Here is a 19,957-nt window from a genome sequence, read left to right as displayed (position 1 = left end):
TCGCCGCGTTCATCGGTGGCCCTCCTCGGTGGCTCCGGACAGTTCCAGTCCGCGCTGCAGCTTGTTCATCCCGGCCAGCCAGCGGTCCGGGGTGGTCGCCCGGGCCGCGTAGTAGTCGGCCACCTCGGTGTGCGGGAGGATCAGGAACTCCTCGGCCGCGACGGCCCGCAGCACCGCGTCGGCGACGGCGGACGGCTCGATCGCGGTCGGTTCGAGCAGCGCCTGCCCGATCTCCCCGGTCGAGTCGAGCATGGCGGTGCGCACGCCCTGCGGGCAGAGCGCGTGCACCTTCAGGCCGCGGTGCCGGTAGGTCGCGGACAGCCACTCGGCGAAGGCCAGCGCGCCGTGCTTGCTGACCGCGTACGGGGCCGAGCCGAGCATGGTGAGCAGGCCGGCGGCCGAGACGGTGGCCAGGAACCGGCCCTCGCCGCGCTCCAGCCAGGCGGGGAGCAACTGTTCGGCGGCCCGGACGTGGGCCATCACGTTCACCTCCCAGGCCTGTGCCCAGGCCTCGGGGCCGGCGTCCGCGCCGCCGGTCGGGGCGACGCCCGCGTTGGCGCAGTAGAGGTCGACGGCGCCCAGCTCGCGGCGGGTGGTGGTGAGCAGCGCGGCGATGCCCTCGGCGGAGGCGGCGTCGCCCGGGACGGCGAGGCCGCCGATCCGGGCGGCGACCTCCTCGGCGCGGGCGGCGTCGAGGTCGTTGACCGCGACCCGGTCGCCGCGGGCGGCGAAGGCGGTGGCGAGCGCCGCGCCGATGCCGCCGCCGGCACCGGTGACAACGACGACCTGCCCGGTCACAGCCCGCCCCCGAGGGTCACGCCGCCGTCGACGACCAGGGTCTGGCCGGTGATCCAGCCGGCGTCGGCGGAGAGCAGGAAGGCGACCGCGCCGGCGACGTCCTCGGGGACACCGAGGCGGCCGAGCGGGTAGGCGCGGATGACCTTCTCCTCCCGGCCCTCGTACAGCGCCTCGGCGAACTTGGTCTTGACGATGGCGGGGGCGACGGCGTTGACCCGGATGTCCGGTCCGAGGTCGGCGGCGAGTTCGACGGTGAGCCGGATCAGGGCGGCCTTGCTGACGCCGTACATGCCGATGCCCTGCGAGGCGCGGATGCCCGCGATGGAGGCGAGGTTGACGACGGCTCCGCCGTGCTCGCCCATCCAGGCGTCGCGGGCGAGGCGGGTCCAGGCGAGCGGTGCCAGCACGTTGACCGCGAAGATCTTGGCGGCGGCGACCGGGTCGGTGTCCAGGACCGGGCCGTAGACGGGGTTGATGCCGGTGTTGTTGACCAGCATGTCCAGCCGGCCGAAGGCCTCCATGGTCCGGGCGACGGCCTCCTCCTGGTGGGCGGTGTCGTCCGCCTTGCCGGCCACCGCGATCGCGTGGTCGGCGCCGCCGAGGTCGCGGACGGCGTCGTCGAGCGGCTCGGCGTTGCGGGCGGTGATGCACACCTTGGCGCCGCGCTGGACGAGTTCGCGGGCGATGCCGAGGCCGATGCCCCGGCTTGCTCCGGTGACCACGGCCACCTGGCCCTTGAGGGAGGAGGTCATCGCCGAACCTTTCGAGAGGGTGACTAAGCGCTTGCTCAGCATCTTGGTGACGGGCCACACTGTCAACAGGCCGAGCCGTCCGGCGTTGATCCATCTGCGAGGATTAGTCCTATGAATGACCGAGCGACCGCCGACCTCTGGCCCGGCGAAGGCACCGAGGCCCCCCGTCGGCTGCTGCTCGCGGCCGTGGACTCGTTCGCCCGGCGCGGCTACCACGCCACCACCACCCGGGACATCGCCACCGCCGCCGGGATGAGCCCCGCCGCGCTCTACATCCACTACCCGTCCAAGGCCGCGCTGCTCGCCGAGATCAGCCGCACCGGCCACCAGGCCACCTTCGACCTGGTCGAGCGCGCCGAGGCCGCCAGCACCGATCCGGTACGGCAGATGCGGCGCCTGGTCGAGGACTTCACCGTCTGGCACGCCCGCGGCCACACGGTCGGCCGAATCGTCAACAACGAGTTGCACGCCCTCCCCGAGGACACCTTCGCCGCCGTGGCGGAGCTGCGGATCCGGATCGAGGAAACGGTTCGCCGCATCATCGAACACGGCGTCGCGGCAGGCGTCTTCGAGGTCTCCGACCCACGGACGGCCGCCCGCGCCGTCACCTCGCTCGGCGTCGACGTCTCCCGCTGGTACACCGAGCGCAGCAGCGAGGCGCCGGAGGAGCTGGGCCGCCGCTACGCCGAGCTGGTGCTGCGGATGCTGGGCGCGACCGGCTGACCCCGGCCCGCCGGCCCCCGCCGTCACCCCTCCCCACCGCCCGCGGGCCGGAGTACGGTGACCCGATGATCACTCGACCCGTCGCCGTCACCCCCGAGATCCTGCTGCGCCCGGTCGCCGGGGACGACTCCGCCGCACTGCTGCGCGCGTACCTGCGCAACCGCGAGCACCTGCGCCGCTGGGACCCGCGCCGGGACGACGAGTTCTTCACCGCAGCCGGCCAACAGGCCCGACTGCGGGAGCAGTTGGAGCAGCGCGAGGCCGGGCGGACGGCACCGTTCGTGCTGGTGCACGGCGAGGAGGTAGTCGGCGCCGTGACGCTGTCCAACCTGGTGCGGGGCCCGCTGCAGAGCGCCGGCCTCGGCTACTGGATCGACCACGGACACGTCGGCCGGGGCCTGGCGAGCGCGGCGGTGACGCTGGTCTGCCGGGCCGCCGACCAGCAGCTCGGGCTGCACCGCCTGGAGGCCGGGGCGGCCACCGACAATCCCGGTTCGCAGCGGGTGCTCACCAAGTGCGGATTCGAACGGATCGGCACCGCGCCGAGGCTGCTGCTGATCGACGGCCAGTGGCGGGACCACGTGCTCTTCCAGAAGATCCTCAACGACCGCCTGCCGGCCTGAGCCGCACCCGACCGGCCGCGCCGCCTTCCCGACACCCCTCACCTTAGGTTAGGCTCACCTAAGAATCGAGGAGGACGGATGCCCCACGCCGAGAACCAGCCGACCCGCGTCGCCGACCGGCCCACCACCCGGCACACCGCACCGACGGCCGCCGAACGAGCCCGCACCATCCTGCAGTTCGCCTCCTCCGTGGTGGTCGACGTGCCGGGCATCGAGCTGGTCAACCGGCCGGGCATCCTCCTGGACGCCCGCTTCGAGTTCCACCGCCCGGTCACGGTGCCGGACGAGCTGCCGGAGGCCATGCACCGGCTGTTCGCGGGCCTGCGGCACTGAGCTCCCGCGGCAGCACCGACCGGGCCGGCCCAGCTCCCCCGGCCGAACTCCCCCGGCCGCGCCCGGCGCCGCGCCCTCAGCCGAGCGGGCTGATGACCGAGAAAAGCCCGCCCTCGGGGTCGCTCAGCCGGGCCACCCGCCCGTACGGGGTGTCGACCGGATCGCCCACCACCTTGCCGCCCAGCTCCACGGCCTGCCGGAGCGCGGCCCCGGTGTCGGCGACCGAGAAGAAGACCTCCCAGTGCGGGCCGAGTCCGGCCTCCGCGCCGCGCAGCGCGGCGATGCTGCGGCCCTCGACCCGCAGCACCACCCGCTCGTGCTCGTAGCGCACCTCGAAGTGCGCCGGGTCCCGGCCGTCCCAGCGGAACACCTCGCCGTAGAACAGCGCGGCCGCGAACGGGTCGGGGGTGCGCAGCTCGATCCAGGACGGCGTGCCGGGCGCGCCCATCCAGGTCTCGTCGGCCGGCTCGCCCTCCCAGATGCCGAAGGCCGCCCCGGCGGAGTCGGAGGCGAGGACGATCCGGCCGGCGTCGAAGGCCAGCGGGCCGACGCCCACCGTGCCGCCGCGCTCGCGGACGCCGTCGGCGGACTGGTCGGCGCTCTCGGTGCCGAAGACGGTCGTCCAGGCGACCGGGACCTGCCAGTCGCCGCCGATGACACCCAGCCCGGCGACCTCCACCCCGTCCACCACGGCCCGCAGGTACGGTCCCCAGCGATCCGGCCCCGGCTCGAAGCTCCAGCCGAGCAGCGGTCCGTAGAACGCCTTCGCAAGGTCGAGGTCCCTGGCCGTGAGACTGACCCAGCACGGCGCACCCGGCACGCAGCGCACCCTGACCGTCTTCTCGTCGACCGTCTTCTCGCCCATCGGATCACCCATTCGGAGCCGTCCCTTCCGGTCCTGCCGACCTCAGCCTAGGTGCTGCCGGGCCGACCGGGCCGGATTGGACCGGTGCGCCCCCGGCCGGGTGACTCCGGCGTGGCCTGCGCCCGGACGGATCGCCGCTCGGCTGTGATGGGCGGTCGGAACACGGGGTAAGGAGCGGGGTATGGACACCTCATACGTCATCCTGGGCGCGAGCCTGGCCGGGGCGAAGGCGGCCGAGGCGCTGCGCGAGGAGGGCTTCGACGGTCCGGTCGTGCTGGTCGGCGACGAGCCCGAACGCCCCTACGAGCGTCCTCCGCTCTCCAAGGGCTACCTCCAGGGCGGCACCGAACGGGAGAAGATCTTCGTCCATCCGGCCGACTGGTACGCCGGGCACGGGGTCGACCTGCGGCTGGGCACCACGGCCACCGCGATCGACCTCGGCGCCCGCACGGTGACGCTCTCGGACGGCAGCCGGATCGGCTGGGCGAAGCTGCTGCTGGCCACCGGTTCGGCACCGCGCCGGATCCCGGTGCCCGGCGGGGACCGGCCGGAGGCGCTGTACCTGCGGCGGGTCGGTGACAGCGAGCGGCTGCGGGCCGCGTTCCGGCCGGGCGCCCGGATCGTCGTCGTCGGGGCGGGCTGGATCGGGCTGGAGGCGGCCGCGGCCGCCCGGGCCGCCGGCTGCGAGGTCACCGTGCTGGAGACGCTGGAACTCCCGCTGCTGCGGGTGCTCGGACGGGAGGTGGCGCAGGTCTTCGCCGACCTGCACGCGGCCCACGGCGTGGACCTGCGCTTCGGCGTCCAGGTCTCCGAACTCACCGCCGAGGGGGTCCGGTTGGGCGACGGCACGCTCGTCCCGGCCGACGCCGTGGTGGTCGGCGTCGGGATCAGCCCGAACACCGCGCTCGCCGAGGCCGCCGGCCTGGAGGTCTCCAACGGCGTCCGCACCGACCAGCACCTGCGCACCTCGCACCCGGACGTCTTCGCGGCCGGCGACGTCGCCAACGCCTTCCACCCGCTGTACGGCAAGCCGATCCGGGTCGAGCACTGGGCCAACGCCCTCAACCAGCCGAAGGTCGCGGCGGCCTCGATGCTGGGCCGGGACGCCGTCTACGACCGGGTGCCGTACTTCTTCACCGACCAGTACGACCTGGGAATGGAGTACACCGGGTACGCCGAGCCGGGCGGCTACGACCGGATGGTGTTCCGGGGCGACGTCGCCGCACGGGAGTTCATCGCGTTCTGGCTGGCCGGCGGGCGTGTGGTGGCCGGGATGAACGTCAACGTCTGGGACGTCACCGACCCGATCCGCGACCTGGTCCGCTCCGGCCGGGAGGTGGACGCGGCCGCCCTGACCGACCCCGGGGTGCCGCTGGAGGAGCTGGCGAAGCCCCTCTGACCGGGACGGCCGGGCGCGGCGCTCACTCCTCGGCCGCCGTGCCCGGCCGGACCTCGATGTGGTCGGCGGCGAGGTCGACCGCCACCCGGTGCTCCATGCCGAGCGCCTCCAGGAACTTCGCCGGGAGCTGGACCCGGCCGGTGCGGTCGAGCATCACGTACTCCCGCTCGGTGACCGACTCCGTCCCGTGCTCGTCGGTGACGGTGCGGCGGAGCACCTCGCTGCTGGTCCGGCCGTCCCGGACGGCCACCGTACGGCGCACCTCGCCGGCCACCAGCGGGTCGTGGGTCACGATGACGACCGTGGCGCCGAGTTCGCGGTTGACGGTGCGGAAGGCCTCGAAGATCCCTGCCCCGGTCTCCGAGTCGAGTTCGCCGGTGGGCTCGTCGGCGAGCACCACCGCCGGGTCGTTGGCCAGGGCCACCGCGATCGCCACCCGCTGCTGCTGCCCGCCGGAGAGCCGGTCCGGCCGGCGGTCGGCCAGCTCGCCGACGTCCAGGGCCTCCAGGAGCTCCGCGACGCGGACCCCCTGGCGCTTCGCCGCGGCGCGCGAGCGTCCGCCGCCGCGCAGTTGCATCGGCAGGGCCACGTTCTGGGCGACGGTCAGGAACGGCTGGAGGTTGCGCGCGGTCTGCTGCCAGACGAAGCCGACCACCTCGCGCCGGTAGCGCAGGCGCTCCCGGGCGGACATGCCCAGCAGGTCGCAGCCGGCCACGGTGGCCCGGCCGGCCGTCGGCACGTCGAGGCCGGCGAGGATGTTGAGCAGCGTCGACTTCCCGCTGCCGGAGGCGCCGACCAGGGCGACCAGGTCCCCCCGGTCGACCAGCAGGTCGAGCCCCTGGAGGGCCTGCACCTCGATCCGGTCCGCGCTGAAGATCCGCACCAGCCGGTCGCAGACGATCGCCGCGCCGGCCCCGTACGCCCGGGGCTCGGCGGCGGCCAGCGCCCGGTGCTGAAGGTCCCGCAGGGTCGGCGACCCGTCCGCGGCCAGGTCCTGGGACGCGCTGCTCAACGGCTGTCTCCCGCTCTCAACTCGGTGCTGATCTGTCGGCGGCCGCGCAGGGCGGCTTCGGCCAGTACGCCCAGGACGACCGGCACGGCGACGGCCAGCGCCTGGAGCAGGACGGGGGCGGCGGCGGGCCGCAGCCCGGTGTCCACCGGGGTGCCCACCATCGACGAGAGGTCGACGGCCGGTCCGAGCAGCGCCACCGCGGCGAGCGCCGCCAGGGCCCCGCCCACCGTCGCGACCAGGGCCTGCGGCAGGGCCTCGGCCAGCAGCAGGGCCACCGCCTGGCGCGGGCGCAGGCCCATCGTCCGCAGCCGGGCGAGCAGGGCGGCCCGCTCGGGCGCGGCCCGGACCAGTCCCAGCAGGACGGAGAGCAGGGCGAATCCGGCAGCCCCGGCCACGGTCGCGCCGAACAGCCGCTGCGCCGTCCGCTGGAGCGGGTCGTCGCCCAGTTCCGCGACCTGCGCGGCGCTGGTCCGCACCTGGTGCGCGGACCGCTCGGCGTCCTCGCCGGTGACGCCGGTGGCGCGGGCGAGCCGGCGCAGCGCGTCGTCGTCGACCGTCCCGAGGCCGAACCACCGGTTGGGCCTGGCCAGTTGCGGCAGACGGGCGGAGGCGGGGCCGACCGGGAGGACGATCGTGGCGGTGCTCACGCCGGGGAGGGCGGGCGTGCCGTCGACCGGGCCGGCGAAGGCGGTCGGGAGGTCGCCGCCACCGGGGAGGCGCAGGGTGTGCGGCCCGGTCGGCTGCCGGTTCGCCAGGTCCCGGCTGACCAGTGCGGGCACCGCGTCGGCCGGGCCGCCGCCGGTCGCGAGCAGCGCCGGGTCGAACCGGCCCCGCCCCACCGTGCGGGCCAGTTCCGCGTACGGCTCCGGGTCCACCACGACCAGGGTCACCCGGACGGGGACGCCGTCGGCGCCGACCACGGTGACCCCGTCGTCGGTGTGCGCCGCGGTGGCGGTACGGACCCCGGGCAGCGCGGCCGCGGCTGTCAGGAACGGCTGGGGGAGGTCGGTGCCGGGCACGGCGGACACCTCGGCGTCGCCGCCGACGGCGAACCGGGCGGCCTGGAGCCGCGCCGTGTCCACCGAGGCCAGCACGGTGGCGCCGAAGCCCGCGGTGGTGACCGCGAGCACCAGGGCGAGCTGGGGCAGGAGCGACGGGCGCCGCCGGCCGTCGCCGCCGCGGGCCGCCCGGGCGAGTCCCACGAAGCCGACCGCCCCCGGGCGCCGCGCGGCGGCCCGCGCCAGGACGCCGATCAGCAGGGGCTGGAGCCGGGCGAGCAGCAGCGCCGCGGTGAGCGCCAGCAGCAGCGGGGCGGCGACCAGCAGCGGGTCGACCCCCTCCCCGGCCGGGGCCACGCCGCGGCGGCGGAGCTCGGACACGGCGGCCGCCGTCGCGACCAGCACCAGGACCTCGGCGGCGATCCGGCGCCGGCCGGCGGGGCGCTCGCGGTCGGTGAGCAGGACGGCGGCCCGCAGGGGGAAGGCCAGCAGGGCGAGCAGGGTCGCGGTGAGCGCGGCCGCCGCGGCGGCCGTCCAGCGCGGGGTCGGCAGCAGCAGGAAGGCGAGGGCGGTCGCGGCCGCCGCGGCCGGCAGTACCGTCGCCGCCCCTTCGCCGAGCAGCCGGCGCAGGATCCCGGCGCGGGAGCCGCCGCGGGCCCGCAGCAACCGGAGCTCCTGCGCCCGGCGGTCGGTGGTGAGCACGGCGGCCAGGCAGAGCACCACGGCGACCACCCCGGCCGCCCCGGCCGGACCGGTGGCGGTGAGCGGGGCGGCGGCCGCCCGGCGGGCCCGGGCCCGTTCGAGCAGGTCGGGCAGGGCGGAGGTGATCCGCAGGTCCGGGCGGGCGGTGGTGCGGGTCAGCTCGGTGGCCGTCGGCCCGCCGACGTAGGCCCTGATCTCCCGGGCGGTTTCGGGCAGCAGGTCGGCCCGCAGGGCGCCGGTGTCCACCGGGAGCCGCCAGAAGTCCTCCGACTGGACGCCCCAGGCCCGGAAGGCCGGCAGCGACTCCGGTCCGGTCAGCGCGGCGGCCTGCCAGAACCTCCGGGGCGGGATCTCCTGGTCGGTGTCGACGCAGGCCTTGACCAGGCAGGGCAGGCCGGTCCAGACGGGGTCCGCCGGGTCGGCGGCGTAGAGGCCGACCACCTGGACCAGCTGGCGGCCGGCCATGTTGGTGCCCCCGTCGAGGACCGCGCCGACCCGGGCGCCCAGCGTGTCGGCCACGGCCTGGGACAGCGCCACCGGGACCGGGCCGTCGGGGTTCGGCCGTCCGCCGGGCCAGCGCCCCTCGACCAGCCGGGTGTGCGCGGCCGCCTCGGCCACGTAGGCCAGGGCGAGGGTGGGCGGCACGCCGTCGGGGCGGGCCAGCTCCGGATTGGTCAGCGGCCGCGGCTTGAGCGCCCGGGCGCCGTGCACGGGCCCGGCCGCGTCCAGCCCGAAGCCGTGGCCGGTGCGCGCGGCGAGCCGGCCGAGCACCGTGTCCAGGTCCTGGGCGCTGCCCGCCGCGGTCGAGGCCGAGGTGGCGAGCAGGCTGGTGCCGGCCGGACCGCTGCGGGCCAGGTACGTGTGCAGCGCCCCGTCGGCGCCGCGGTCGAGCGCCCGGGGCAGGGCGGCGGCCAGCAGGACGACGCCGAACGCGAGCAGCGCGCCGACCAGCGCGGCCGCCGGCGCGGCGCGCAGCCGGGTGAGGACCCAGGCTGCGGGCCGCAGCGGCGGGTGGCCCGCCCCCGCCGGGGTCTGCGGGGCCGGTCGTCGGGCCGGGGTCACGGGCGCGCTCACGTCTCCTCCACGAACCGCAGGCGGGCGGCGAGGTCGCGGTGCCGCCGCCCGCCGAGGACGGCCGACAGCAGGGGTCCGGCGGCGACGGCCGCCGCCAGCAGGGCCGTCGGCCCGGCGGGCAGGTCGACCAGGACCTCGGGGACCGGGCGCCCGGCGGCCGGGGTGAGCACCACCAGCGGGACCACCAGGTGGGCGATCAGGGTGCCGAGGGCGAGCCCCAGCGCCGTACCGAGACCCACCAGCACGGCCTGCTCGGCGACGGCCGTCCGGGCGAGGCGCCGCCGCGGCGCACCGAGGGCCAGCAGGACGGCGGACTCCCGGGCCCGTTCGGCGGCCCCGGCGGCGGCCGCCGCGGTGAAGCCGATCGCGGCCAGCACGGCGGCGGCGACGGCCAGGGCGGCCAGGGCGCTCTGCGGCGCCGCGCCGATCGGGTCGGCGAGCAGTGCGGCCGCGGTCTCCTCGCGCAGGTCGAGGGTCTCGGCGCCGGCCGAGGCGCGCAGCGCGGCGGCGGCCCGTACCGGGGCGTCGTCGTGCGGGTCCGCGGCGGGCAGCCACCACTCGGTGGGGACCGGCCGGTCCTCCCCCGCCGCGGCCAGCAGGCGTCCGGCGGCGGCCAGGTCGACGACGACCGCGGTGTCGCCGACGGCCGGGAGCGAGCCGACCGCGGCGGTGATCCGCAGGGGCACGGCGCTGCCGCCGAGCGGGGCCCGGACCAGGTCGCCGACGGCGGCGCCGACCGCGTCCAGGTAGCCGCGGGTGGCCAGCGCCGGGAGCTCCCGGGCGGCCGCCGGCGGGCGGCCGCCCGGGGACGGTGTGAGGGTGGCCCGGGCGCTGACGCCCGCGGTGGGCCCGGCGCGGTAGCCGACGACGAGGAGGGCCGTACGGTCGGCGGCGACGGGCGTCCACGACCCGCCGCCGGTCGGGCCGCCGGCCGGGGCGGCGACCGACCAGCCGAGCCCGGCCGGCACGGCGACGTCGGTGCCGGGCCCCCGGGCGCTGTCGGATGCCGTGATCCGGCGGACCGTCAGCTCACCCTCGACCCGCTCGCCCGGCTGCGTGCCGCCGGCGACCACGAAGCCGGCCAGGGTCAGCGGCGCGGCGACGGAGCCGAGCGGTCCGCCGGCCGCCGCGGCCAGGTCGACCGAGACCGTCGCCCCGCCCTCGGCGGGCAGCGCGGGCACCGCGACCCGGTGGGTCACCCCGAGGCGGTCGGTCAGCAGCAGCCACAGCTCGGGCCGGCTCGGGGCGGCGGACGGGGCCGCGGGACCGCCGTCGGGCGACCACACCGAGCGGGACCGCACCAGGACGCCCAGCTCCAGGTCGATCCGGACCGGGTGACCGGGCAGCTGCAGGCCCGCGCCGTCGGACGCCGTCGGGGCCAGCGGGCCGAACAACTCCCGTACGGTGCGGCCGTCGAGCAGGTCGGCGCGGACCGGCAGGTGGTCGGCGGCCCGGGCGGTGTCGAGCGCGAGGAGCTGTCCGGTGCGCCCGCCCGGCAACGGCTGGTCGGAACGGACCACGGGGATCAGGCGGTCGCCGCCGGGCAGGGTGCCGTAGCGGCCGCCCTGGCCGATCGGGGCCACCGAGGAGGCGGTGATCCGCAGGCCGCCGGCGGTCGCGAAGTCCGCCTGGTCGCGCTGCGAGTCCGACCAGGCGGTGTGCTGCCCCAGGGCCAGCACACCGCTCGACACCGCGAGCGTGAGCAGCAGCACGGGGCCGGTGGAGCGGGCCGGTCGGCGGGCCAGCTGCCAGCTGACCAGCGCGGTCGCCAGGCCGCGGCCCCGGGCCGCCAGCGTGCCGGCCAGCCGGGCGGCGTACGGGAGCGTCCGCAGCACCAGCAGACTCCCCGCGCCCAGGGCGAGGGTCGGCGCGGCGACCAGGACGGGGTCGACGCCGGCGCGGGCGGCACCGTCCGGGCCGGGCCCGCCGTGGCCGTGCCGGGCGAGCTGCTGGTAGGCCAGGACGGCCAGCACGAGCAGCGCCAGGTCCGCACCGGAGCGGGCCGTGCCGGCCACCAGGGGCTGCCTGCGGCCGGCCCGGCGCAAGGTGAGGGCGCCGACCCTGCGGAGCAGGGCGGGCGCGGCGGTGAGCGCGACGCAGGCCAGCGCGCAGCCGGCCGCGACCGGCCACAGCGTCCACCTCGGTCCGGTGTCCAGCGGGACGGCGGCGAGCGGCCCGAACCGGCCGAGTGCGCGCAGCAGCAGCGGGGTGAGCAGGGGTGCGAGGACGGCCGCCGGCAGCGCGAGCAGCAGGGCCTCGACCGCGGCCAGGGCGGCCAGTTGCCGGCGGGCGGCGCCACGGGCGGCGAGCAGGGTGTTCTCGCTCTCCTGACGGGCCGCCATCAGCCGTACGACCAGCAGCAGGGCCGCGGCGGCGAGCACGGCCAGTTGCAGCGCGCCGACCAGCAGGGTGGACCGGGCGAGCGCGGCGTCGGTCCTCAGGTCGGCTATCAGGACCGGGAGTTCCGTCCGGACCTGGAGGCCGCCGGTCCGCTGGAGGGCCTCCTGGAGCGGCCCGGACCGGGCGCGCAGCGCGTCGACCTCGGCGGGCCGGACGGTCGCGAACCCGGCCGTGACGAGCCAGCTCTGCCCGTACTGGGGGATCGTGCCGGAGGTGAAGACGGTGTCGTCGACCAGCATCGGGCCGTAGGTGGTGAAGCCGACCACCTGGATCTCCCGGCCGCCGAGCGGATCCAGCCGCCAGTACGGCGCGGCCCGGTTGAGGGCCCGGTACGCGCCGGTGATCCGCAGGGTGAGGGGTGGGCCGCCGAACCGGTCGTCGAGGACCACCGCGGCGGGCAGCGCGTCCGGTGTCAGGCCGAGGCGGGTGAGCGCGGCCTGCGGCACGGCGGCCTCGGCGGCCTCGCCGGGGGCGCCGGGGGCGCCGGACCGGGCGGGGAGCCGGCCGGCCGTCAGCTCCACCCGGCTCGGGTCGAGGGCCGCCAGCAGGGTGAGGTCGGGGTCCTTGCCGGTGGGGCTCCCGGCGGCGGCGGTCGGCGCGGCGGTCGCGGTGCCGGCGGCGGGCAGCCCGTACGAGCGGCTGCGCGGGACGCTCTCGACCGTGGTGGGGAGGCTGCCGAAGAGGTCCTGGGCGAAGGTCCGCACCGTCGCCTCGTCGTGCGGGCGGGCGGCGGCGTCGCGGGTGCTGGTGACCAGGACGGTCGTCCTGGCGCGGCCCGGGCCCTGGAGGGCCTGCCGCAGCCCGGCCTCGCCGACCGTCCGGTCGAAGGCGACCAGCGCGGTCAGCACGGTCGTGGTGATCAGCACCGTGAGCAGGACGGCCGCGGCGAGCGCCGGTCGCCCGCGCAGGCGGCGGACGACAAGGCCGAGCATCGGTTTCCTCCCCTGGCTCCGGCCGAGAGCACCGGATATCGGACGATGCTGTCAGATTCGGTCACTACACGGAAGAGACTTGCGCTTCCTATGTTGCTGATGAGCAAATTCGAGCATCGCGCCGACAATCCGCCCCAGGGGGAGAGCACCATGACGCAGCAGCGGGACCGGACCGCGGCACCGGAACCCATGGTCGAGGTCCAGGACCTCCGGCGGAGCTTCGGCACCGGACCGCAGGCCGTGCACGCCCTGCGCGGGGTGTCCTTCTCCGCCCACCGCGGCGAACTCACCGCGCTCAAGGGGCGCTCCGGGTCCGGCAAGACCACCCTGCTGAACCTGGTGGGCGGCCTGGACCGGCCCACCGCCGGCACGATCCGGCTGGACGGCACCGACCTCGCCGGGCTCACCGAGGACGACCGGCTCGCCCTGCGCCGCGACCGGATCGGCTTCGTCTTCCAGTCCTTCGGCCTGATCCCGGTGCTCACCGCCGCAGAGAACGTCGGCGTCCCGATGCGGCTGCGCAAGGTGCCCGCCGCCCGCCGCGAGGAGCGCGCCCGCACCCTGCTCGCCCTGGTCGGCCTCGCCGACCACGCCCAGCAGCGGCCCGGCGAACTCTCCGGCGGACAGCAGCAGCGCGTCGCCATAGCCCGGGCGCTGGCCAACGAACCCGCCCTGATCATCGCGGACGAGCCGACCGGCCAGCTCGACCACGAGACCGGGCGCTCGGTGATGCAGCTGCTGCGCGCCGTGGTGCGCAGCGAGGGGGTCACCGCCCTGGTCGCCACCCACGACCCGGCGCTGATGGAACTCGCCGACCGGGTGGTGGAACTGCGCGACGGCCGGATCGTCGAGGAGGTCCGCGTCTGACTGTCGGAGCCGTGCCCTACGGTGCTGTGACGGACACGGGGAGGGGGCCCTGATGGGCAGCAGACTGGTTCCGCCGGCCGGGCCGCCGCGCCGGCTGGCCGCCGCACAGCTCACCAACGCCCTGGGCGACGGCGCCTTCCTGGTCTGCTCCGCGCTGTACTTCACCCGGGTGGTCGGGCTGACGGCCACCCAGATCGGCTTCGGCCTCACCCTCGGCTGGGCGGTCGGCGCCGTCGCCGGCGTCCCGCTCGGCCACCTCGCCGACCGGCGCGGCCCCCGCGGCGTCGCCGCACTGCTCGCGGTGGCCACGTCGGTCTCGGTCGGCGCGTTCCTGACGGCCCGCTCCTACCCGGCGTTCCTGGCCGCCGCCGTGCTGTACGCCTGCGCGCAGTGCGGGCTCTCGGCGGCCCGGCAGGCCCTGCTCGCCGGCCTGGTGGCGCCCGAGCGGCGGACGGAGGTCCGGGCGTACCTGCAGTCCACGGTGAACGCCGGGCTGGCGGTCGGCGCCGCCCTGGGCGGGGTGGCGCTCCGGATCGACACCCGGGCCGCGTACCTGACCGTGCTGACCGTGGACGCGCTGAGCTTCCTGGCCGCGGCCGCCGTGCTGCTGCGGCTGCCGGCCGTACGGCCCGCCCCCGCGTCCACCGGTGAGCCCCGGCTGGCCGTCCTGCGGGACCGGCCGTACGCCGTCGTCACGCTGGTCAACGCCGTCCTGCTGCTCTACATGCCGCTGATCTCGCTGATCCTGCCACTGTGGATCGTCGGGCGGACGGCCGCACCCGACTGGGCGGCGGCGGCCCTGCTGGTGGTCAACACGGTCAGCGTGGTGCTGTTCCAGGTCCGGGTGGCCGCGCGGGTCGACGGCCTGCGGACGGCGGCCCGGTACGTCCGCTCCGCGGGGCTGGTCCTGGCCGTGTCCTGCGCGGGCTTCGCACTGTCGGCCTCCGGCGGGTCGGCCTGGGCGGCGGCCGGGGTCCTGCTGGCGTCGGCCGGCCTCCAGGTGGTCGGGGAGATGATGCTCGCCGCGGGCGCCTGGGAGATCGGCTTCGCCCTGGCACCGGCCGACCGGCAGGGGCAGTACCAGGGCTTCTTCGGCAGCGGCGTGGCGGTGGCGCGCATGGTCGGGCCGCTGCTGCTCACCACGCTGGTCCTCGACGGGGGCGCGCCGGGCTGGCTGGCGCTGGGCGGGCTGTTCGCCGTGGCGGGCACCGCGATGGGGCCCGCCGTCCGGCGGGCCGAGCGCTCACGGGCCGGGCAGGTCGAACAGGCCCAGCAGGCCGAGCAGGCCGAACGGTCGCAGGCCGACGCCCTCGGCCGGCCGGTCGCGGGCACGGCGGCCGAGGACGGTCCGGGGGCGGCGCCGCGGCGGGCGTCCGGTCACGCCGGCGGCGTCACATCAACGGGCGGTCCGGGGTCCGCGCACCGGACTTGAGCTCGTCGTGGGCCTTGGTCAGCAACTGCATGGCGAGGTCGTTGAGCGCCCGGGCACCCGCCACCTCCTCGCCGACCCTGAGCTGCGGGGCGTCCGCCCGGTGCCGGGTGCTGTAACCGTGCGAACGGACCTCCGTCCCGTCCGCCAGGCGGACCATCGCGGCCGCCTTGGTGCGGTCGCCCTCCTCCTGGAACTCCATCTCGACGTGCCATCCGACCAGGGTTCTCATCACTGCCACCACCCTTCCTCCCCACCCTCCCAGTGTGCGCCGCCGCGCGCACCCAGGGCGGTGCCGACGGCCTCCGGCCACCTGCGTAGAGTCGGCGGGGCCGGGCCCCGACGCGCTCGGGAAGGAGCCACCGTGACCGCCCCGACCGCCCCACCGTTCAGCTACCGCGAGGTCGGCGCGACCGCCCGGCCCGGGCCGCTCCCCGGCGGGTACCACCACCTGCGCCACCGCGTCCTGATCGGCCACGGCCGCGACGTCCTGGAGGCCGCCGGCGCCGCCGTCACGACCTGGCGGATGCACCGCGGGGCGGGCGTCCGGGCCGACTCCCCGGCCGGACGGGCCGAGGCCGGCGCCCGGGTGGACTGCACCGTCGGCGCCGGGCCCCTGCGGATCACCGCCCCCTGCCGGGTGGTCTGGGCGACTCACGGCCCCGACCGGATCGGCTTCGCCTACGGCACCCTCCCCGGGCACCCCGAGTGCGGCGAGGAATCCTTCGTCGTCGAGCTGGACCGGACCCTCGCGGTCTGGTTCACGGTCACCGCCTTCAGCCGCCCGGCCCGCTGGTACACCCGCCTCGCCGGCCCCGCCGTCCCCGTCCTGCAGAGGATGTACGCGCGCCGCTACGGTCGCGCCGTACGCCGGGCGGCGGGAGCAGCCCGGGGCCTCGGCGCGCCGGGGGCGGTCAGCGGTGGCCGCTCCGGTCGGCCTCGGGGGCGGGACCGGGGGTGACCGGCTCGGCTCCGCCGGGCGTCGGGCGGGCCGTCTCCCAGAGGGCGGCGACCGCCTCGAAGTGCCCGGCGTCCGCCGCGTCGTCCGGCGGCTCCTCCTGACCGTAGCCGGGGATCACCACGCCCGTGACGCCGTGGGTCCGGTGCACCGGACCCACGGGCGTCGCGGCCGGCTCGCCCGGCGAGGCGCCGCTCCGGTCGTCCGAGCGCGGAGCGATCAGCGCCTGCCGGATGTGTCCCGCCGCGGCCGGCTGGCCGGCGGCCTCGGCCGAGCGGACGATGCGGTGCAGGAAGACGGCCCGCTCGTCGGACCCCTCGGCCAGCCCCAGATCGTCCAGCAGCTCGGCCACCGGACCGATCACGGGGTCGTCCGTTGCCGCTCGGAACACCGGCGCGGGCGCCGCCTCGGGCCCTGCTCCGGTGAGCGTCCACTGCATCGGCTCGGCGGTCGACGGCTCCTCGACAGGGTCCCCGACGGGGTCCCCGATCAGATGCCTGAACGGCTCCGGCACCTCCCGGTCGTTCGCGACCGACGAGAGCCGGACGAGCGGGCCGATCATCTCCACCGCCTTCTCGACCTCCTCGTCGTGCCGCGCCAGCCACCACACCACCGCACTGCCCGGGCTCCGGAGGACGTCGTCGTGCAGGTAGGTGCGCTGGTTGCGCTCGTAGGCGCGTTGCTGTTCCCAGGCGTCCTCCGACTTCCGCAGGCCCTCGATCCGCTCCAGCCGTTCCCGGTCCGCCTGGGCGAGGCCGAGCGTGACGTCGGCGGCGGAGGCGGTGATCAGGGCGGACGCGTCCTGGAGCTGGATGCCCAGCGCGCCGCCGAGCCGGTGCCCGGCCAACTCGCAACGGACCGGGGACTCCTGCCGCGCCATGGCGCCCGCCCGTTCGAGGACGGAGGCGATGGCCAGGCTGGCCGGGCTGGTGTGGAAGGCGCCGGAGTGGTTGTGGACGGGCCGCCACCACACCGTGGCCGAGAACAGGAAGTCGTAGTCCTCCAGCGCGCTCGGCAGCGCCACGTTCACCACCCTCACCTCCTGGAGCGGCAGGTCCGCGGGCACGGTTGGCACCATCGGCGGCATGCTCCCGACCGGGTCGGCATCCGGGGCCCAGCTCCCGCCCCCACCGTCGGGCAGGGTCATCGCCCGCAGGGCGACTCCGGTCAGGACCAGCGCCGACAGGCACACCCAGAGCCAGACCGGCCAACCCAGCAGCCACCCGCAGGCGACGGGAACGATGCCCCCGCCGAAGGCGAGGAGGGTGAACCTGATGTTGCTCCTTGACGTCACTGGGTCTCCCGCGGGTCGGATGCTCCGGGGCCGGCGTCCACGGCGCCGATCCCCTGAGCGGCATCGATCTTCTGCCAGAACCGGGTGGCGACCGCCACCCGGGCCGTACGCTGCGCCACCGGCGCGAAGGGGTCTTCCTCCGCCCAGTCGCAGGTGATCAGGTAGAGCCTGACGAGGAGGTCCGCACGGCCCGAAGCGGCTCTCAGCAGGACGTCCAGGACCGGCCCCAGGCTCCCGTCCCGGTGCACCGCGGTGAGCCAGCGGTGCACCGCCGGGCCCCAGTCGGCCGACGGGCAGCCCGTCATGACCGCGCGCCAGGCGTCGGTGAGCGACGGCCAGGGTGGGCGGATCCGGAGCCCGGCGGGGTCGCCGAGCTCGCGCAGGATCGCCAGGTCCGTCTCCGACCTGGCCGCGGACGACTGCCGGGACAGCGCCCTGCCCACCAGTCGGCGGTAGAGCCGGCGGTCACCCGCGGCAAGCTCCAGCAGGGCCGAGCGGGCCGCCCGGCCCTCCTCTCCGCCCTGCCGCAGCGCCAGGTGGTGCAGCCGGACGAGCGCCTGGTCGGGGTGGGTCGCCGCCAGCACCTGCTGGCACACCTCCGTGAGCACCCGGGCGAGGTCGGGGGCGAGCGCCGGCCCGGTCGCCAGGCTGTAGATCCGCGCCCGGAACTCCGCGCCGTACCGCTCGTGGCCGAGCCCCAGCTCGACCGCGGCGGCGGCTTCGGCCCGCAGCCGCCCGGACGCGGTGGGCCGCGTCCACCGTTCGACGAGGTGCCAGAGGTGGTCCGGGCATCCCACGGCCAACGACTGCTCCGCGAAGCGGGCGACCAGGCCCATCCGGTCGTCACCGCTGAGCGCCGGCAGCGTGACCGCCTGCGCCACCCAGTCCCGCAGGGTCTCCCTCAGGTCGGGGAAGTTGGTCCAGAAGTGGGCCCGGACGGCTCCGTCGTAAGCCAGGCGCTCGAAGCCCACCCGACCTTCCGCGTCCCGGGCGATCGCCAGGGAGGCCAGTTCCTCGCCCAGATCGGCCTGGGCCAGCCTCGGTGTCCCGTCCCCCTGGTAGCCGACGGCCGCCAGCAGCTTCTGCGTCGCCTGGAAGACGGCGTCGGCGGGTGCGCCGCTCAGCATCGCGGCGACCACCAGCAGGGCCCGGGCCCGGACCGTCCGGTTCTTCCTGACCTGCCCGGCCACCTCGCCGGAGCAGTCCTTGACCGCGGCCAGCGCCGCGGCGCACCAGGAGTCGAAGTCGGAGCCGCAGTGCCCGCTGTCCCGCGCACGCCGGATCAGCTCCGCCAGTCGTGCGATCTCCCGCACCGGGGAGTCGTCGAGCACGGGGAGCAGCTCTGGACGGGCCAGTTGCTCCGGTTCGAAGCCGATCGCGTCCACCCGCAGGTACCGGCTGAGCACCCGCACCCCGCGCGGCCGGCCGATCCGGACCACCAGCGGCGCGAACTCGGCGCCGAGCAGGTACTCCAGACCGGCCGGCAGGACGGCGACCAGACGGGCCCCGACCTTCTCGACGACGGCCCGGTACCCGGCGAGGACGCGCTGCGCCTCGGGGTAGTCGTCGTCGCTCACGCTGGACAGGTCGAGGAGGAAGCGGTCGTCGGGCGCCGCGTCCAGGTCCTCCTCCTCGCGCTCGACCGACAGCTCCTCGAACCTGCCGACCGGACCGCCGAGTTGGTGCAGCAGCATGGTCGCCGCCGTCCGGCGCCCGCTGCCGCGCGGTCCGTCCAGCAGAACCGCCGAGCCCGGCTCGGCCAGCCGCCGGATCGCCCGGCCGTGGCCCTTCGGCGGCACGAACCACTGGCTGAGCCGGCGGCGGTGCTCGTGGACGATCCGGTTCCGGTCGACACCTGCCCTGACCAGGGGACCGGAACCGGGTGCCGCCATCCAGTAGATGTACTGGTTTCCGCTGCCGCTGTGGACCGGGCCCCGCGGGTCGCTCACACGGACGTCTCCGCCACCGGTCACCGCTCCTCGCCCCGGCGCCGGCCGCCGAACTGCTGCCGGATCGCACCGGAGTTGTCACCCGCGACGTAGTTGACGCCGTCCCCGGAGAACTGCGGCGCGTTGTACTGGTTCCCGCTGCCGGCGTGCACCGGGCCGTGGGACTCGCCGATGAACGTCCCGGAGAGGTCTCCGGTGAGGTTGCCGATGCCGCCGCGCTGCCGGTGCCGCAGGTCGCGGGCCTGGATCTGGGTGCCGTGGACCTCCCCGGCGCTGTTGCTGACGTGGCCGTCGTCGTCCTGCGGTGCCCGGCGGTCGGCCTTCCTCGCCGCCTCGACGGCACCCAACTCGGGCACCAGCTCGGCGAGTTCGTCGCCGATCCGGGCCAGGTCGGCCTCGGCGTTGCGGTTGTCCAGCCGCCGGTACTGGTGGTCCGCCAGTTCGGACAGGACCGGCGGGAGATCCGCGCCCTTCAGGCGGGTCCCCTTGCCGACGAGCACCGGGATGACCAGGGCGCCGCTGTCGAAGGCCTCCAGGATCTCGCGGCGGGTCCAGTCCTCGGGGTCGTCCAACGCCCTCCCGCCGCCGGCGGCCGGCGCCTCGGCCCAGCGCGGGCCGATGACGACGAGCAGAACGCTGCACCGGCGGACCGCCGTGATCAGCTCCTGCGGGAAGCGCCGGCCGGGGCCGATCGACTTGCTCGCGCGGAACACCCGCTCACTGCCGAACCGGTGCGAGAGCACCGTCTCGATCAAGGTGGCATCACTGTCCGCATCACCGGTGCGGTAGTTGACGAAGATGTCGGGCACGACGAATTCCCTCCTGAACGCGAATGGACGGCCGGGGCCC

General features: G+C 76.4%; 17 protein-coding genes. 7 read left to right on the top strand and 10 right to left on the bottom strand.

Features of this window, described 5'->3' with window-relative positions:
• Positions 1 to 9: 9 nt before the first annotated feature.
• Positions 10 to 798 carry an SDR family oxidoreductase gene (locus ACIOFR_RS33430; RefSeq protein WP_401003101.1) on the bottom strand — a complete coding sequence of 263 codons (789 nt, stop codon included), beginning with the start codon at positions 796 to 798 and terminating at the stop codon, positions 10 to 12.
• A complete protein-coding gene (locus tag ACIOFR_RS33425) occupies positions 795 to 1,550 on the bottom strand; it encodes an SDR family oxidoreductase (RefSeq protein ID WP_401003099.1) in 756 nt (251 codons plus the stop codon). The genes ACIOFR_RS33430 and ACIOFR_RS33425 overlap by 4 nt, the downstream gene beginning before the upstream one ends.
• 111 nt (positions 1,551 to 1,661) lie before the next feature.
• Between ACIOFR_RS33425 and ACIOFR_RS33420 the strand changes: the two genes are divergently transcribed.
• The 3 genes from ACIOFR_RS33420 (at position 1,662) to ACIOFR_RS33410 (ending at position 3,229) form a co-directional block, all read left to right on the top strand.
• Positions 1,662 to 2,273 carry a TetR/AcrR family transcriptional regulator gene (locus tag ACIOFR_RS33420; protein WP_401003097.1) on the top strand — a complete coding sequence of 204 codons (612 nt, stop codon included), beginning with the start codon at positions 1,662 to 1,664 and terminating at the stop codon, positions 2,271 to 2,273.
• A 65-nt stretch (positions 2,274 to 2,338) separates the two neighbouring features.
• A complete protein-coding gene (locus ACIOFR_RS33415) occupies positions 2,339 to 2,896 on the top strand; it encodes a GNAT family N-acetyltransferase (protein WP_401003095.1) in 558 nt (185 codons plus the stop codon).
• Positions 2,897 to 2,974: 78 nt separating this feature from the next.
• On the top strand, positions 2,975 to 3,229 hold the full coding sequence (locus ACIOFR_RS33410) for a hypothetical protein (protein ID WP_401003093.1): 255 nt from the start codon (positions 2,975 to 2,977) through the stop codon (positions 3,227 to 3,229).
• Positions 3,230 to 3,305: 76 nt separating this feature from the next.
• Here the strand turns inward: ACIOFR_RS33410 and ACIOFR_RS33405 are convergent, their stop codons facing one another.
• Complete coding sequence (locus ACIOFR_RS33405) at positions 3,306 to 4,106, bottom strand: VOC family protein (protein WP_401003091.1); 801 nt, start codon at positions 4,104 to 4,106, stop codon at positions 3,306 to 3,308.
• A 169-nt stretch (positions 4,107 to 4,275) separates the two neighbouring features.
• On the opposite strand from ACIOFR_RS33405, the gene ACIOFR_RS33400 reads away from it, so the two are divergent.
• Complete coding sequence (locus tag ACIOFR_RS33400; RefSeq protein ID WP_401003090.1) at positions 4,276 to 5,493, top strand: NAD(P)/FAD-dependent oxidoreductase; 1,218 nt, start codon at positions 4,276 to 4,278, stop codon at positions 5,491 to 5,493.
• A 22-nt stretch (positions 5,494 to 5,515) separates the two neighbouring features.
• Here ACIOFR_RS33400 and ACIOFR_RS33395 read toward each other — a convergent pair whose 3' ends face one another.
• Genes ACIOFR_RS33395 through ACIOFR_RS33385 form a run of 3 tightly spaced genes read right to left on the bottom strand, consistent with a single transcriptional unit; the run spans position 5,516 to position 12,611 of the window.
• Complete coding sequence (locus tag ACIOFR_RS33395; RefSeq protein ID WP_401003088.1) at positions 5,516 to 6,505, bottom strand: ABC transporter ATP-binding protein; 990 nt, start codon at positions 6,503 to 6,505, stop codon at positions 5,516 to 5,518.
• Positions 6,502 to 9,279: a hypothetical protein gene (locus ACIOFR_RS33390; protein WP_401003086.1), complete on the bottom strand. Its 2,778-nt coding sequence runs from the start codon at positions 9,277 to 9,279 to the stop codon at positions 6,502 to 6,504. Before ACIOFR_RS33390 ends, ACIOFR_RS33395 begins: the two co-directional genes overlap by 4 nt.
• Positions 9,276 to 12,611 carry an FtsX-like permease family protein gene (locus ACIOFR_RS33385; RefSeq protein ID WP_401003084.1) on the bottom strand — a complete coding sequence of 1,112 codons (3,336 nt, stop codon included), beginning with the start codon at positions 12,609 to 12,611 and terminating at the stop codon, positions 9,276 to 9,278. The genes ACIOFR_RS33390 and ACIOFR_RS33385 overlap by 4 nt, the downstream gene beginning before the upstream one ends.
• Before the next feature lie 150 nt (positions 12,612 to 12,761).
• Between ACIOFR_RS33385 and ACIOFR_RS33380 the strand changes: the two genes are divergently transcribed.
• Positions 12,762 to 13,478, top strand: a complete 717-nt coding sequence (locus tag ACIOFR_RS33380) for an ABC transporter ATP-binding protein (RefSeq protein WP_401003082.1) — start codon at positions 12,762 to 12,764, stop codon at positions 13,476 to 13,478.
• Between the two features lie 52 nt (positions 13,479 to 13,530).
• A complete protein-coding gene (locus tag ACIOFR_RS33375; RefSeq protein WP_401003080.1) occupies positions 13,531 to 14,910 on the top strand; it encodes an MFS transporter in 1,380 nt (459 codons plus the stop codon).
• Here the strand turns inward: ACIOFR_RS33375 and ACIOFR_RS33370 are convergent.
• Entirely contained in the window at positions 14,870 to 15,139 is a 270-nt protein-coding gene (locus tag ACIOFR_RS33370) for a DUF1876 domain-containing protein (protein ID WP_401003130.1), read from the bottom strand. The two genes, ACIOFR_RS33375 and ACIOFR_RS33370, sit on opposite strands and share 41 nt — an antisense overlap.
• 132 nt (positions 15,140 to 15,271) lie before the next feature.
• Between ACIOFR_RS33370 and ACIOFR_RS33365 the strand changes: the two genes are divergently transcribed.
• Positions 15,272 to 15,868 carry a DUF1990 family protein gene (locus ACIOFR_RS33365; RefSeq protein WP_401003078.1) on the top strand — a complete coding sequence of 199 codons (597 nt, stop codon included), beginning with the start codon at positions 15,272 to 15,274 and terminating at the stop codon, positions 15,866 to 15,868.
• Here the strand turns inward: ACIOFR_RS33365 and ACIOFR_RS33360 are convergent.
• Genes ACIOFR_RS33360 through ACIOFR_RS33350 form a run of 3 tightly spaced genes read right to left on the bottom strand, consistent with a single transcriptional unit; the run spans position 15,822 to position 19,917 of the window.
• The gene (locus tag ACIOFR_RS33360; protein ID WP_401003076.1) at positions 15,822 to 17,159 is read right to left on the bottom strand and encodes a hypothetical protein; all 1,338 of its coding nucleotides are present in this window, start codon (positions 17,157 to 17,159) and stop codon (positions 15,822 to 15,824) included. The two genes, ACIOFR_RS33365 and ACIOFR_RS33360, sit on opposite strands and share 47 nt — an antisense overlap.
• Positions 17,156 to 19,108 (bottom strand): hypothetical protein, encoded by a 1,953-nt coding sequence (locus tag ACIOFR_RS33355; protein WP_401003074.1) that lies wholly within the window; start codon positions 19,106 to 19,108, stop codon positions 17,156 to 17,158. The genes ACIOFR_RS33360 and ACIOFR_RS33355 overlap by 4 nt, the downstream gene beginning before the upstream one ends.
• Before the next feature lie 20 nt (positions 19,109 to 19,128).
• Positions 19,129 to 19,917, bottom strand: coding sequence for a toll/interleukin-1 receptor domain-containing protein (locus ACIOFR_RS33350; protein ID WP_401003072.1), 789 nt, complete (start codon positions 19,915 to 19,917; stop codon positions 19,129 to 19,131).
• Between the last annotated feature and the right edge of the window lie 40 nt (positions 19,918 to 19,957).

Origin of the sequence: Kitasatospora sp. NPDC088346, assembly GCF_044740765.1 — a bacterium.
GTDB lineage: Bacteria > Actinomycetota > Actinomycetes > Streptomycetales > Streptomycetaceae > Kitasatospora.
The sequence above is the reverse complement of the archived record's forward strand: the minus strand, read 5'-3'. Positions and strand labels throughout refer to the sequence as shown.

Coding starts and splice junctions, on each gene's coding strand:
- ACIOFR_RS33405 (WP_401003091.1), bottom strand. CDS start 4,106: ATGGGTGATCCGATGGGCGAGAAGACGGTCGACGAGAAGACGGTCAGG.
- ACIOFR_RS33380 (WP_401003082.1), top strand. CDS start 12,762: ATGACGCAGCAGCGGGACCGGACCGCGGCACCGGAACCCATGGTCGAG.
- ACIOFR_RS33400 (WP_401003090.1), top strand. CDS start 4,276: ATGGACACCTCATACGTCATCCTGGGCGCGAGCCTGGCCGGGGCGAAG.
- ACIOFR_RS33370 (WP_401003130.1), bottom strand. CDS start 15,139: ATGAGAACCCTGGTCGGATGGCACGTCGAGATGGAGTTCCAGGAGGAG.
- ACIOFR_RS33385 (WP_401003084.1), bottom strand. CDS start 12,611: ATGCTCGGCCTTGTCGTCCGCCGCCTGCGCGGGCGACCGGCGCTCGCC.
- ACIOFR_RS33420 (WP_401003097.1), top strand. CDS start 1,662: ATGAATGACCGAGCGACCGCCGACCTCTGGCCCGGCGAAGGCACCGAG.
- ACIOFR_RS33410 (WP_401003093.1), top strand. CDS start 2,975: ATGCCCCACGCCGAGAACCAGCCGACCCGCGTCGCCGACCGGCCCACC.
- ACIOFR_RS33425 (WP_401003099.1), bottom strand. CDS start 1,550: ATGACCTCCTCCCTCAAGGGCCAGGTGGCCGTGGTCACCGGAGCAAGC.
- ACIOFR_RS33375 (WP_401003080.1), top strand. CDS start 13,531: ATGGGCAGCAGACTGGTTCCGCCGGCCGGGCCGCCGCGCCGGCTGGCC.
- ACIOFR_RS33415 (WP_401003095.1), top strand. CDS start 2,339: ATGATCACTCGACCCGTCGCCGTCACCCCCGAGATCCTGCTGCGCCCG.